Origin of the sequence: Nocardia pneumoniae NBRC 100136 (assembly GCF_000308755.1) — a bacterium.
In the GTDB taxonomy this organism is placed as follows: Bacteria; Actinomycetota; Actinomycetes; order Mycobacteriales; family Mycobacteriaceae; genus Nocardia; species Nocardia pneumoniae.
This window is the reverse complement of record NZ_BAGF01000149.1, coordinates 33,944-45,927: the sequence shown is the minus strand read 5'-3', so window position 1 is coordinate 45,927 and position 11,984 is coordinate 33,944. Positions and strand designations below refer to the sequence as shown.

General features: G+C 66.7%; 12 protein-coding genes. 2 read left to right on the top strand and 10 right to left on the bottom strand.

Translation table 11 applies throughout. The features are described from left to right. Positions 1-28 precede the first annotated feature (28 nt). The 10 genes from ON34_RS30585 to ON34_RS30540 all read right to left on the bottom strand — a co-directional run bounded on the left by ON34_RS30585 (position 29) and on the right by ON34_RS30540 (position 10,102). A complete protein-coding gene (locus ON34_RS30585; protein ID WP_040786233.1) occupies positions 29-1,504 on the bottom strand; it encodes a class I adenylate-forming enzyme family protein in 1,476 nt (491 codons plus the stop codon). Between the two features lie 128 nt (positions 1,505-1,632). Beyond that, entirely contained in the window at positions 1,633-2,868 is a 1,236-nt protein-coding gene (locus tag ON34_RS30580; protein WP_040786231.1) for a PucR family transcriptional regulator, read from the bottom strand. Between the two features lie 7 nt (positions 2,869-2,875). Then, the gene (locus ON34_RS30575) at positions 2,876-3,523 is read right to left on the bottom strand and encodes a TetR-type transcription factor C-terminal domain-containing protein (protein ID WP_051023370.1); all 648 of its coding nucleotides are present in this window, start codon (positions 3,521-3,523) and stop codon (positions 2,876-2,878) included. Continuing rightward, the gene (locus ON34_RS30570) at positions 3,520-4,620 is read right to left on the bottom strand and encodes an acyl-CoA dehydrogenase family protein (protein ID WP_040786229.1); all 1,101 of its coding nucleotides are present in this window, start codon (positions 4,618-4,620) and stop codon (positions 3,520-3,522) included. Before ON34_RS30570 ends, ON34_RS30575 begins: the two co-directional genes overlap by 4 nt. Beyond that, on the bottom strand, positions 4,617-5,810 hold the full coding sequence (locus ON34_RS30565; RefSeq protein WP_040786227.1) for an acyl-CoA dehydrogenase family protein: 1,194 nt from the start codon (positions 5,808-5,810) through the stop codon (positions 4,617-4,619). Before ON34_RS30565 ends, ON34_RS30570 begins: the two co-directional genes overlap by 4 nt. Positions 5,811-5,832: 22 nt before the next feature. Next, the gene (locus tag ON34_RS30560) at positions 5,833-6,285 is read right to left on the bottom strand and encodes a MaoC family dehydratase (RefSeq protein ID WP_040786225.1); all 453 of its coding nucleotides are present in this window, start codon (positions 6,283-6,285) and stop codon (positions 5,833-5,835) included. Positions 6,286-6,304: 19 nt separating this feature from the next. Then, a complete protein-coding gene (fabG, locus tag ON34_RS30555) occupies positions 6,305-7,066 on the bottom strand; it encodes a 3-oxoacyl-ACP reductase FabG (RefSeq protein ID WP_040786223.1) in 762 nt (253 codons plus the stop codon). 43 nt (positions 7,067-7,109) lie between these two features. Beyond that, positions 7,110-8,093 (bottom strand): NADPH:quinone oxidoreductase family protein, encoded by a 984-nt coding sequence (locus tag ON34_RS30550; RefSeq protein ID WP_040786361.1) that lies wholly within the window; start codon positions 8,091-8,093, stop codon positions 7,110-7,112. Between the two features lie 10 nt (positions 8,094-8,103). Further along, positions 8,104-8,856, bottom strand: coding sequence for an SDR family oxidoreductase (locus tag ON34_RS30545; RefSeq protein ID WP_040786221.1), 753 nt, complete (start codon positions 8,854-8,856; stop codon positions 8,104-8,106). Between the two features lie 28 nt (positions 8,857-8,884). Then, entirely contained in the window at positions 8,885-10,102 is a 1,218-nt protein-coding gene (locus tag ON34_RS30540; RefSeq protein WP_040786218.1) for an acetyl-CoA C-acetyltransferase, read from the bottom strand. 51 nt (positions 10,103-10,153) lie between these two features. On the opposite strand from ON34_RS30540, the gene ON34_RS37295 reads away from it, so the two are divergent. Together ON34_RS37295 and ON34_RS30535 are read left to right on the top strand one after the other, a co-directional pair. Further along, the gene (locus tag ON34_RS37295) at positions 10,154-10,357 is read left to right on the top strand and encodes a hypothetical protein (protein ID WP_157172526.1); all 204 of its coding nucleotides are present in this window, start codon (positions 10,154-10,156) and stop codon (positions 10,355-10,357) included. 625 nt (positions 10,358-10,982) lie between these two features. Then, entirely contained in the window at positions 10,983-11,744 is a 762-nt protein-coding gene (locus ON34_RS30535; RefSeq protein ID WP_040786216.1) for a bestrophin-like domain, read from the top strand. Positions 11,745-11,984 lie beyond the last annotated feature (240 nt).

The following is an 11,984-nucleotide window of genomic DNA, read 5'->3' as shown; positions in this document are numbered from 1 at the left end:
GCTTGTCTTTCGAGAGAGAACTGAGGAGTCAGACGGGCGCGTGCACCGAGCGGGCGCGCAGGGTCGGCTTGTCGATCTTCCCGACCGGGTTCTTCGGGATCTCGTCGACGGTCACGATCAGTTCGGGAAGCTTGTACCTGGCCAAGGACTTCCGGAGATGATCGAGCATCCGTTCCGGCTCCACCACGGCGCCGTCGCGATAGGACACGAAGGCGACGGGCACTTCGCCGTACACGGGGTGGGGTTGCCCGATCACCGCGGCCTCGAGCACCTGTGGGTGGGTGTAGATCGCGGACTCGATCTCCTTGGGAGAGATGTTCTCACCGCCGCGGATGATCATGTCCTTGATGCGGTCGACCAGGGTCAGGTAGCCGTCGGCGTCGATGCGGCCGATGTCTCCGGTGTGCAGCCAGCCGTCGACGATGACCTTCGCGGTCTCCTCGGGCCGGCCCAGATATCCCCGCATCACCGTCGGGCCTTTGATCACGACTTCGCCGGCTGATCCGTCGGTGACGAAGGCGCCGTCGCTGTCGACGATGGCGATCTCCTGTCCCGGTAACGCGATGCCGACCGTGCCGGGTTTGCGGACGCCGTCGAGCGGATTGCTCGCGCTCGCACACGTCCCCTCCGACAGGCCGTAGCCCTCGTAGATCGGGATCCGGTAGCGCTCCTCGAACCGGAGGAGCAGCTCGACGGGCATCGGAGCGGCGCCGCAGAGGGCGAATCGGATCGAGGAGGTGTCGGGCCGGACGGATAGGGGCAGCGCCGACAGCATGGCGTAGATGGTCGGCACCGCGGAGAAGTAGGTCGGCCGCGCCGCCTCGACCCTGTCGAAAAACGTCTGCGGCGAGAACCGGCCCGCGACCGTCGTCCGGCCGCCCGCGAGCAGCGGCGACAGCACGCTGACGACGATGCCGTTGACATGGAACAGCGGCAGGATGAGCAGGCTGTGATCGTCGGCGGTCAGTCGCATGCCCGCGACCATCGTCTCGGCCATCGCCATGATGTTCGCGTGGGTGAGCTCCACGCCCTTGGGGCTTCCGGTGGACCCGCTGGTGTAGATGATCAACGCCAGTGTGTCGCTGGAGAACTCGGTCGCCTCCACGCTACCCGCGCGGCCTTCGTGCCGCTCCAGCTCCGGCACCGAAAGCCGTTGCGGCACATCGACATCGCCGGACTCGTCGGCATCGGCGCAAACCAGTACCCGAGCGTGGGCGTCGTTCAGCTGGTATCGCAACTCGGCCGGGGTCAGCGCCGGGTTGACCGGTGTCGCCGCGGCGCCCAGCCGCCAGGCCGCGAACAGGGCCACGATCAATTCGAGCCGGTTGGGCAGCATCACGGCGACGACGTCGTCGCGACCGATCCCGGCTTCCGACAACCGATCGGCGTACTTCCGGACCAGGTCGAGGAACTCTTCGTTGGTGACCCGCCGCAGGTCGTCGGCAAGACAGGGATTGGCGGGGAAGGTCCCGGCGCGCAGGTCCGGTAGGGCGGCGAAGTGCATGTCGATCTCCTTGCTAACGCAGCGGCTCGCTTGCGTGAACGCCACGTTAAGAAGGTGATGTGACCCAGACCATAGTGCGGGCGCATGAAGATAGGCGCAGCGATCGTGCGCACAGCACGACAGACGTCTCAGCCGTTGCCCGGTTGCAGCACTGTCGCCCCCAACCATCGGCAGGCCAGCAGTGCGACCTCGACGTTCAGCCGGCCCTCCCGCAGCGGATGCCCCAGTGCTGCCTCCGCCTTGCGGATCCGGTACTGGACGGTGTTGCGGTGCAGGACCAGCCGCTCGGCCGTCGTCTGGAAGCTGCCGTTGGTCTCCAGAAAGACGCGCGCCGTCTCGCGCAGCTGTGCGGTGGCATCGTCGTCCTGCGCCAGCGGCCCGAGCACTTCACCGATCCATGCCCGGGTAGCGGCCAGATCGGCGCACATCAGCGCGATCGGCCCGATATGCGCCGAACACGACACCGAGGCGCGCTGCGGCGCCGGTGCCGACATCGCGACCACCTGCGCTTGTGTCGCTTGACGGTGGGTCAGCCGGAAGCCCTCCAGCCCGGTGGCGGGCATGCCTACCGAAACCCATGTCGCCTTCGGCGTGGTCACCGCGGCCGGGTCGATCTCCAGTTCGGGTTGCGGGAGCCACGCCCAGAGGGTCGATTCGTCCGCCGGGATCAGCAGCGGTTGTCCTTGGCAGTGCAGCTGGTCGGCGATGGTCGTCGCCAGCTGCTTGGCCGCACGCAGTTGATCGGCGCCTGCCTCCGACCAGACGACCAGGCCCAGGTGCGTCCGGTCGAGCCGATATCCCAGCGCACGTTCGCTGTCACCCCGGTCGACGCGCTGCCCGGACAGGATCGAACGCACCCGGGCCGTGCGGACGGCCATCTGGTTCTGCAACCACCGGTCCCGCTCGTCCTGGTAGGCGGTCACGACTTGCTGGGTGACCCGATCGATGTAGGCGAAGGAGCGGTCGGTCATTTCGGCCACCGCCGCCGCGACCAGCTCGCGGTCGCTCGTCGCGGTGCTGATCTCCGCGAGCATGTGGTCGATGAACAGCCGCTGCCCGATGCGGTACGCCCGCAGCAGCGCGGTGATGGAGGTGCCGCGCTGGGCCATGCGGCGGGCGTACTCCAACGCCTCGGCGGGCGCGTCGAGCTGCTCGATGTCCAGACCCAGCTCATAGACGTGCAACGCGATTACGACGTTTCCGGTGACGCTGGCGCGCAGCAGAGACTCCACCCGGCCGTCGCCACGCAGCTCCGGCTCGATCGCGAGCATCTGCTCCGTCAAACGTTCGGACAAGGCCAGCGCATGCTGATTCAACCCGCCCGCGATTCGAGCGAGCAGTTCGGCGCCGTTGCTCTGCTGCATGTCCGGATCACCTTGTGCTGCCAGCCGACTCGCGATCGAGCGGGGTCGGCGCATTCCGCTTCCGGCCGCCGACTATTCGCAGGGCAAGCTCGGCGTAATAGTCACCGATGTCTTCCGATGACCAGGAGCCGTCCTCACGATACCAGCGCGTGATATCGATCCCCAGCGAAAGCAAGGCGGTGGCGGTCATGTGCGTATTCGAGTTCTCGAATACCCCGGCGGCGACACCTTTCTCGATCACACCGCGGACCTCGGCTTCGATCGCCCGCCGGGTTTCCTTGATCTCCTGCTGGTGTTCGTGGCTGAGGGCAGCGAGCTCGTAATTGATGATCCGCGCCACGGTGTGCGCGCGGGCGTGGTGGACGGCGAACTCCCGCATCAACGCCGTCAGCTGGTCGGCGGGATCGTGCGCCGAGGCGATGGCGCCTCGGACACGCGCCAATGTGTCCAGGTGACCGGTACGCGAGATCTCGTAGAGCAGCTCTTCCTTGGAGCGGTGGTGCACATAGATGGCTCCGGCGCTCACTCCGGCGAGCGCTGTGATGTCGCGCGTCGTCGCGCCGTGGAAGCCGCGCTCGGCGAAGGCGGCCACGGCCGCGTCGAGCAGCCGTGACCGGGTCTCCTCCGCGCGCGAGCGGTCCGCCGTATCGGTCACCTGGACGGCAGTCCCACGAGGTCGGCCAGAACCGCCCGATGGTGGCCGGGACTTCCCAGTCCGATCTGGTCGGCCTTGGCACGTTTGAGGTACAGGTGCGCCGGGTGCTCCCACGTCATGCCGATCCCACCGTGCAGTTGGACGGCCTCCTCGGCGGCCCGCACCGCGATGTCTCCGCAGTACGAAGCGGCAACGGCGGTGGCGATAGCGCTGTCGGAGTCGGCCGCGGCCAGCGTTCCCGCCGCGTATCGTGCGGCGGCGGAGGCCGACTCCACCTCGACGTAGAGGTCGGCAAGGCGGTGTTTGAGCGCCTGGAATCCGCCCACCACACGACCGAACTGGCGGCGCAGCTTCAGATATTCGACGGTCGACTCCAAGCATCGGGCCGCGAGCCCCGCTTGCTCGGACGCCAGCAGTGCGGCACCCATCGTCAAACCCGATTGCAATGCCGCCCAACCCGATTCGGCCGCGACGACGATCCGGCCGGGCACGGCGTCGACGCGGACGTCGGCCAGCGGGCGGGTCATGTCCAGGGAGACCACCGGCTCGATCGCGACCGCGGCGGCCGACAACGCGTGAACTTCCGTACCGTTCGCCGTCTGCACGGCCGCCAGCAGTACATCGGCTTCGAGCGCGCCGACGACGCTGGTGACGCGGCCGGACACCCGGCCGGCGGCATCAGCGGTCAGCGTCGGGACCTCGGCCACCGACGCGGTGGAGAACGGCGTCAGCAGCGCTGCGCTGCATTCACCGCCGCCGAGCTGACCGACCAGCGCGGAGTCGCCTGCGAGCAGGACGGTCGCGGCGATCACGCTACTGGTCAGAAACGGCACCGGCGCGACGAAGCGCCCGAGCTCTTCGAGGACGACGGCGGCGTCCCGAGCGGTACCGCCGGCACCGCCGCGGTCCTCGGGGATGAGGAGCCCAGCGAGCCCGAGATCGTCGGCGATCGATTTCCACAGCGTCCGGGTCAGTGTCCGATCGCCCTCGTAGGCCCGGACAACCGTGGCCGGATCGCAGCGCGCGGTGAGCAGGTCACGCACCGCGCTCCGCAAGGAGGTCTCGACATCGGTGTCGAGCAGCAGGATGTCGCTCATCGGCTCAGGTCCTTCCAGGCGATGTCCTTGTCGGCCCTGGCTTCGCCCGGCAGGCCGAGGACGCGTTCGGCGATGATGTTGCGCAGGATCTCCGAGGTGCCGCCCTCGATCGAATTGCCTTTGGCCCGCAGAAAGCGGTAGCCGGCGCCACGCCCGGCGAAATCGACCCGGTCCGGGCGCACCATGGTCCAGTCGTCGTATCGCAGGCCATGCTCACCGTGCAGTTCGACTTCCAATCCGGACACCTGCTGGTTGACTCGCGCGAACGACAGTTTGACCGCGGAGGTTTCCGGCCCCGGTTGACCGCCCGCCACCCGCTGACGCAGTCGGGTCGCCGCCAGGCGGGAGACCTCGGCATCCACCCACAATCGCAACAACCGATGGTGCAGGTCGGGGGTGCGCTTTTCCGGGGATTCTCGCCAGAGGCGGGCGGCGACACCGACTACTCCGCTCTCCCGGGGTAGCGCGCGCCCTCCGATCGAGACGCGCTCGTTGTTCAGTGTGGTGGTGGCGACTCGCCAGCCCTCCCCTTCCTTTCCCAGACGGTGGGCGTCCGGGATCCGCACGTCGGTGAGGAAGACTTCGTTGAACTCGGCCTCGCCGGTGATCTGCCGCAGCGGCCGGACTTCGACGCCCGGGGCGGTCATATCGCAGATGAAGTAGGTGAGGCCCGCGTGCTTCGGCCGGGTGGGATCGGTGCGCGCCACCAGGATCGCCAGCTGCGCCTTGTGCGCGACCGAGGTCCACACCTTCTGCCCGTTGACGATCCAGTCGTCGCCGTCGCGCACCGCCCGAGTGGCGACCGCGGCCAGGTCCGATCCGGCGCCCGGTTCACTGAACAGCTGGCACCAGATCTCCTCCCCGCTCCACAGCGGACGCAGGAAGCGCTGCCGCTGTTCCGCTGTGCCGTAAGCGAGGATCGTCGGCGCGGCCATGCCCAGACCGATGCCGTTGACCTCCGCATTGTTACCCGGAGATCCGGCCTGCTCGAACAGGGCGTCGACGAACGGTTGCAGTTCCCGGTCGACAGCCAGGCCACCGAGACCGATCGGGAAGTGCACCCACGCCAGACCCGCGTCGAACCTGGCCCGATGAAATGTCACGGCGTCGGTTGTGGCCGGATCATGCTCTCCGAGTACGGCTTCCACCCGGCGGCGCAGATCATCGCGAACCGCGTCGGGAGTCGTCATCTGTCATCCTCCAGATCGGTGATCACGGCACCAACACCGCGACGGAATCGGCTACGCACGCGGGTTTGCCCGAGCCTTCGATCTCGATCGTCACCCGGCTGAGTGCCTGCGTGCCGAGGCGGCCCGGGGTCAGTGACAGCAGTTCGACTCCGGCTCGGATCCGGGAGCCGACCGGGACCGGGGCGGGGAAGCGCACCTTGTCGGTGCCGTAGTTGACACCCATGGACAGCCCCTGCACGGTGTAGATCTGCTGGGTGAGCATCGGCAGCAGCGACAGGGTGAGGAATCCGTGCGCGACGGTCGTGCCGAACGGACCGGCGGCGGCCTTGTCGGGGTCGACGTGGATCCACTGGTGATCGCCGGTCGCCTCGGCGAACTGGTCGATCTGCTGCTGGGTGATGGTGTGCCAGTCGCTGTATCCGAGGTGGGTGCCGACCGCGGACTCCAACTCGGTCAGGCCCTGGAATATACGCATGGTGGGTGTTCCTTCCGTGTCAGTTCCGCGGTCCGCCCGCGACGTAGATCACCTGACCGGACACGAACCCGGCCCCTTCGCTGACCAGGAACGACACCGCGTGCGCGATGTCGTCGGGCGTGCCGGTGCGCGCCACCGGGGTCTGCGCGGCGATCGCCTTGGTGAACTCGGCGAACGGAATCCCCATCCGCTCGGCGGTCGCCACGGTCATCTCCGTTTCGATGAACCCCGGCGCGATCGCATTCGCGGTCACCCCGTACTTGCCCAGTTCGATCGCGAGGGTCTTGGTGAACCCCTGCAACCCGGCCTTGGCTGCCGCGTAGTTGGCTTGACCACGGTTGCCGAGCGCGGAGGTGCTCGACAGGTTGACGATGCGCCCCCATTTCTGCTCGATCATGTGCGCCTGGGCGGCACGCGACAGGAGGAACGACCCGCGCAGGTGCACGTTCATCACCGCGTCCCAGTCTTCGACGCTCATCTTGAACAGCAGGTTGTCGCGGGTGATCCCGGCGTTGTTGACCAGCACCGTCGGCGCACCCAGCTCGGCGGCGACCCGATCGACCGCCGCGCTCACCGCGGCCTCCTCGGCCACATCCACACCCACCGCCAGCGCGCGCCCACCCGCCGACTCGATCTGCTCCACGGTCGCCTTGCAGGCGGCCTCCTCCAAGTCCAGCACGGCCACCGCCATACCGTCACCGGCCAGCCGCCGCGCCACCGCGGCACCGATACCCCGGGCGGCGCCGGTCACGATCGCGGTCCGCTGCGTCGGAATGGTCATCAAATACTCCTCGAAAACGTGATTACGATGAAAACTGCTGAATTCACGGCGTGTACACGACACGGCCGACGGTCCCGCCACCGGCCAACCGCTGCATTCCGTCGGCGACCCGGTCCAGGGGCAGTCGTTCGCTCACCAAGGGACGGATCAGCCCATCGGCGGCGAGCGCGGTGAGTGCGCGATGGCATTCGGTGACCGCGGCCGGGTCGTAGGTGTTGTACAGGCCCCAATGCAGGCCGACGATCGAATAGTTCTTCACCAGCGCGTGATTCAACGCCGCACTCTGGATCTCGCCGCCCGCGAATCCGACGACCACGATGCGGCCTTCGAAGGCGATACATTTCGTGGACCGCTGATAGACCTCGCCACCGACCGGGTCATAGACCACATCGGCACCGCGGCCGCCGGTCAGCTCCTTCACGACCTCGACGAAATCGTCCCGGTGCCGGTCGATGACCACGTCAGCGCCCAATTCCTTAGCGTGGGAGGCTTTCTCGGCCCCACCCACGACACCGATCACCTGGGCGCCTGCGGCCTTGCCCAGCTGCACCGCCGCGCTACCCACGCCACCGGCGGCAGCATGCACCAACAGCGTCTCCCCCGCCTTCAGTCCGGCGCGCCGATGCAATCCGAACCATCCGGTCTGATAACCGATGAACAACGCCGCCGCTTCGGCGTCGTCCAACGACGCAGGCGCCGGAAAAGTCTGAGCCGCATCCATGATCGCGAATTCGGCGAAACCACCGTGCGGCAGCACGACACCCCCGAGCACACGCTCACCGACCGCGAACTCGCTCACCTCGGCACCGACCGCCACCACCTCGCCGCACAGCTCGACGCCGGGGGTGAACGGCAACGGCGGTTTCACCTGGTAGAGACCGCGGCACATCAACACATCGGGAAAGTTCGCCGCCGCACCAGCGACCCGCACCAGGAGCTGCCGCGGTCCGGGCTCGGGACGTTCCACGTCTTCCAACCGCAGGACAGCACTCGGCTCGCCCAGCTCATGCACCCGCCACGCCTTCATCGTCGTCATGTCACACCCCACCGGTCAGGGTGATGCCACCATCGACGACCAGCAGCTGCCCGGTCAGCCAGCCCGCGTCCTCCGACAGCAGGAACGCCACCACACCGGCGATGTCCTCGGGCACCCCGAGTCGCTGCAACGGATAGGTCGCCGCGATCTGCTCTTCCCGGCCCTCGTAGAGAGCGGTAGCGAACTTCGTCTTCACCACCGCCGGAGCCACCGCATTCACCCGCAGCTTCGGCCCCAGCTCCACCGCCAGTTCCTGCGTGATATGGGTGAGCATCGCCTTGCTCGAACCGTAGAACCCGATACCCGGAGCAGGTTTGACACCCGCCACCGACGACACGTTCACCACCGCGCCACCGAAATCCTTCATCCACGCCCGATACACCTGCTGCACCCACGACAGGGCGGCCAGGCAGTTGACCTCCACGATCTTGCGGGCAGCATCGAGGTCCAACTCGATCATCGGGCCGAAGGCCGGATTGATCCCCGTGTTGTTCACCAGCAGATCAGCGCCACCGAAGGTCTCGATCGCCCGCGCCACCGTCTCGGCCTGATGCGCCACATCATCCGCGCGACCGGCAACCGCCAACGCCCGCGACGGGCCGCCGAGCGCCTCCACCGCCTCGTCCAGAGCCTCTTGCTTGCGGGCGGTGATCACGACGTTCGCGCCCTCATCCACCAGCCGCTGCGCGATACCCAACCCGATACCCCGACTGGCACCGGTGACAATCGCGGTCTTACCTTCGAACCTGTTCACAAATAAGTCCTTTGACGTGTAGTTGCGGTTAGGAGAGGCGCTCGAGCACCATGGCCATCCCCTGACCACCACCGACGCACATGGTTTCCAAACCGATCTGCTTGTCGTGGAACTGCAGGGAGTTGATCAATGTGCTGGTGATGCGGGCGCCGGTCATGCCGAACGGGTGCCCGACCGCGATCGAGCCGCCGTTGATGTTGAGCTTGTCGAAGTCGACACGCAGCTCCCGCGCCGAGGGAATGACCTGGGCGGCGAAGGCTTCGTTGATTTCGACCAGGTCGACATCGTCGATGCTCATCCCCGCGCGGGCCAGCGCCTGCTTCGACGCCTCGACCGGTCCCAGGCCCATGATCTCGGGAGACAGCGCGCTGACTCCGGTCGCGACGATCCGAGCCAGTGGCGTCAAGCCCAGCTCGGCGGCCTTGGTGTCGGACATGATCACGACCGCGGCGGCGCCGTCGTTGAGCGGGCAGCAGTTGGCGGCCGTCACCGTCCCGTCGGGCCGGAAGACCGGCTTCAGTTCGGCGACCTTCTCCACGGTGACTCCGGGCCGGGGGCCATCGTCCTTGGCGACGATGGTGCCGTCCGGCAGGGTGATCGGAGTGATGTCACGCTCCCAGAACCCGTTGACGAGGGCGGCCTCGGCGAGGTTCTGGCTGCGCACGCCGAAGGCGTCCTGTTCGGCGCGGGTCACACCGCACAGCTGCGCCACGTTCTCGGCGGTCTGGCCCATCGCGATGTAGACATCCGGCAGCAGGTCTTCCGTGCGGGGGTCGGTCCAGATCTCGCCTCCGGCAGCGAATTTCGCGGTCCGGCGCGCGGCGTCGGCGAACACCGGGTTCTCGGTGTCGGGCAGGCCGTCGGCGTTTCCCTTGACATAGCGGCTCACGGTTTCGACACCGGCGGAGATGAAGACATCGCCCTCTCCGGCGCGGATCGCGTGCAGCGCCATCCGGGTCGTCTGCAGACTCGACGAGCAGTACCGGTTGACCGTTGTGCCGGGCACGCGGTCCAGGCCCGCCAGAATCGCCACCACGCGCCCGAGATTGAAGCCCGACTCACCGGCGGGCTGGCCACAACCGAGCATCAGGTCATCGATGTCGTTCGCGCCGAGGGCGGGCACCTTCGCCAGCGCGGCCTGCACGATCTGCGCCGCCAGGTCATCCGGCCGCAGGTCCCGCAACGACCCTTTGCCAGCACGACCGATCGGCGACCGGGCGACAGAGACGATGACGGCTTCGGGCATGACGGCGAACCTTTCCCATGGCTTACTAAGCGCTTGCTAACCTCGGTCACCATGCTGGATGGATTCGCGACCGTCAATACCCACGAGCAATATCAGGACTGTGGGACAGCACACATTGACACCGGCGGCATAGCTCGTTCTGACCTGCAAGACGGCGAATACCTGCGCTTATACGCTGGTAGCGCGCCACCAACTGATCGCGACCCGTGTCACATCAGCTTCGTCCTCGACATGAAGACGGGCGAAGCTTGTTGATCTGGGAGGCTGCCGGGCATCGCCGAATGCCCCTTGCCGCGTCATGACATCCTCGGTCCGACACTCGACGATTCGTCCCAGGATGTTACGCGGCATCATCCCGATCGTGTGCGTGTCGTTACCATCCGGATTTTCCTGAGGCCCGATCTCTGAAATTCCGTAACATGCAGGCAGATTCGCGGCTTACCATCAGAATCGTCTCAAACGCGCTGCCATATAAGACAATTCGCCGGATTCGTCCAGGCTGATGTCGCGTACCGATTTTCCGTGCACCACTCGTCAGATCCGACCGACCACAGGCTCGACCGCACCATCGTCTCGGTTAACCAGCTCGGGGGTGAGGACCACGCATGACCATCGATCCGGACCATGCACGACCACCGTGATCGTCGCCGCGACGCCGGTCGATCTCGCCGCAATCCGCACCCGAGCCGACACCGCGCAGGCTCGGTCGTGAAATACTCTGCGCCATAGGCCGATCCGCGATAAACGAAAGAGTCGGCACCCGATGGCGACGTACCGAATGGTCGCCAGAACACGTCTTTTTCCCGTCCGCAGTGCGACAGTCCGCGCGCTACTTCGCCGACGCCACGGTCGCGAATCCCAGATAGAACGGAGTCGCCGCATGGCCTTCGAGTTTCTCGTGCCTGCCCTCACCGCGCTGGTCGCGATAGTCGTATTCGTGGCCGGGGATCGTCTACATCCGAAGACGTGGCGGCACACCGACGACGACACCGTCGGCGCATTGGTGCTCAACTTGATCAACACGATCTTCATGGCAGTGGTCGCGTTCATCGTGGTGATCGCCTGGCAGCAATACGACAACGCACGCAATCACACCATCGCCGAAGCGAAGGCGCTCATCGATACGTATTGGGCGGCGCACGGGATGCCGGATCCGGACCACACGCGAATTCAAGGTCTGGTGCGCGATTACACCGTTCAGGTCCTCGACGAGGAATGGTCTGTCATGGCCGACCACGGTCGGCTCAGTCAATCCACCCAGGACACCCTCGACACACTGCGCGACGCGGTGGCGTCGGTGAACACGGCGGACCCCGAGATCGACACGCTTCGCGCCAGTGCCGTGACCAGCCTGGAGACGGTAGCCCAGGCTCGCGCCGACCGTGCGCTGGACGCCGGTTACCGAGTTCCCGCATTCCTCTACGTGGCCATGTGGGTCAGCACGGTCCTACTGCTGTTGAGCGTGGTCCTCTCCGGTGTCCCCGTCACCAAACGCAGTGTCGTGACGACCGCGCTGCTCGGCGCCATCGTCGGTGCCGTGATCCGGGCGATCTACAACCTCGACGAGCCGTTCTCGGGCGGAAACCTGGTCCCGAAAGAGGCTTTCGAACTCGCACTGTCGCGTTACCAGCACACCACGTGATCTTCCAGCCAAGTTTCGACAACGACGAGGCGACAGCAGATGCGAAGCAACCGAGGCGCAACTCGAACACGGGGACTCACGAAGGGATTCGCCGCGGCGATGCTCCCCCTGACCATTGCCGCCCTCGCGGCTCGGCCGATAGAAGCCTCCGCGGAGGCGGCACCGTGGCTACCACTTGGCGACCTCCCAACCGGTAGTTCGGGCCCGGGGATCGACTCCAACCTGGCGGGCAGTGCACCG

Bases quoted from the DNA above. Each gene is read 5' to 3' on its own strand.
- ON34_RS30570 (WP_040786229.1), bottom strand. From the start codon at position 4,620: ATGAGCGACATCCTGCTGCTCGACACCGATGTCGAGACCTCCTTGCGG.
- ON34_RS30550 (WP_040786361.1), bottom strand. From the start codon at position 8,093: ATGAAGGCGTGGCGGGTGCATGAGCTGGGCGAGCCGAGTGCTGTCCTG.
- ON34_RS30565 (WP_040786227.1), bottom strand. From the start codon at position 5,810: ATGACGACTCCCGACGCGGTTCGCGATGATCTGCGCCGCCGGGTGGAA.
- ON34_RS30585 (WP_040786233.1), bottom strand. From the start codon at position 1,504: ATGCACTTCGCCGCCCTACCGGACCTGCGCGCCGGGACCTTCCCCGCC.
- fabG (WP_040786223.1), bottom strand. From the start codon at position 7,066: ATGACCATTCCGACGCAGCGGACCGCGATCGTGACCGGCGCCGCCCGG.
- ON34_RS37295 (WP_157172526.1), top strand. From the start codon at position 10,154: ATGCTGGATGGATTCGCGACCGTCAATACCCACGAGCAATATCAGGAC.
- ON34_RS30535 (WP_040786216.1), top strand. From the start codon at position 10,983: ATGGCCTTCGAGTTTCTCGTGCCTGCCCTCACCGCGCTGGTCGCGATA.
- ON34_RS30540 (WP_040786218.1), bottom strand. From the start codon at position 10,102: ATGCCCGAAGCCGTCATCGTCTCTGTCGCCCGGTCGCCGATCGGTCGT.
- ON34_RS30560 (WP_040786225.1), bottom strand. From the start codon at position 6,285: ATGCGTATATTCCAGGGCCTGACCGAGTTGGAGTCCGCGGTCGGCACC.
- ON34_RS30580 (WP_040786231.1), bottom strand. From the start codon at position 2,868: ATGCAGCAGAGCAACGGCGCCGAACTGCTCGCTCGAATCGCGGGCGGG.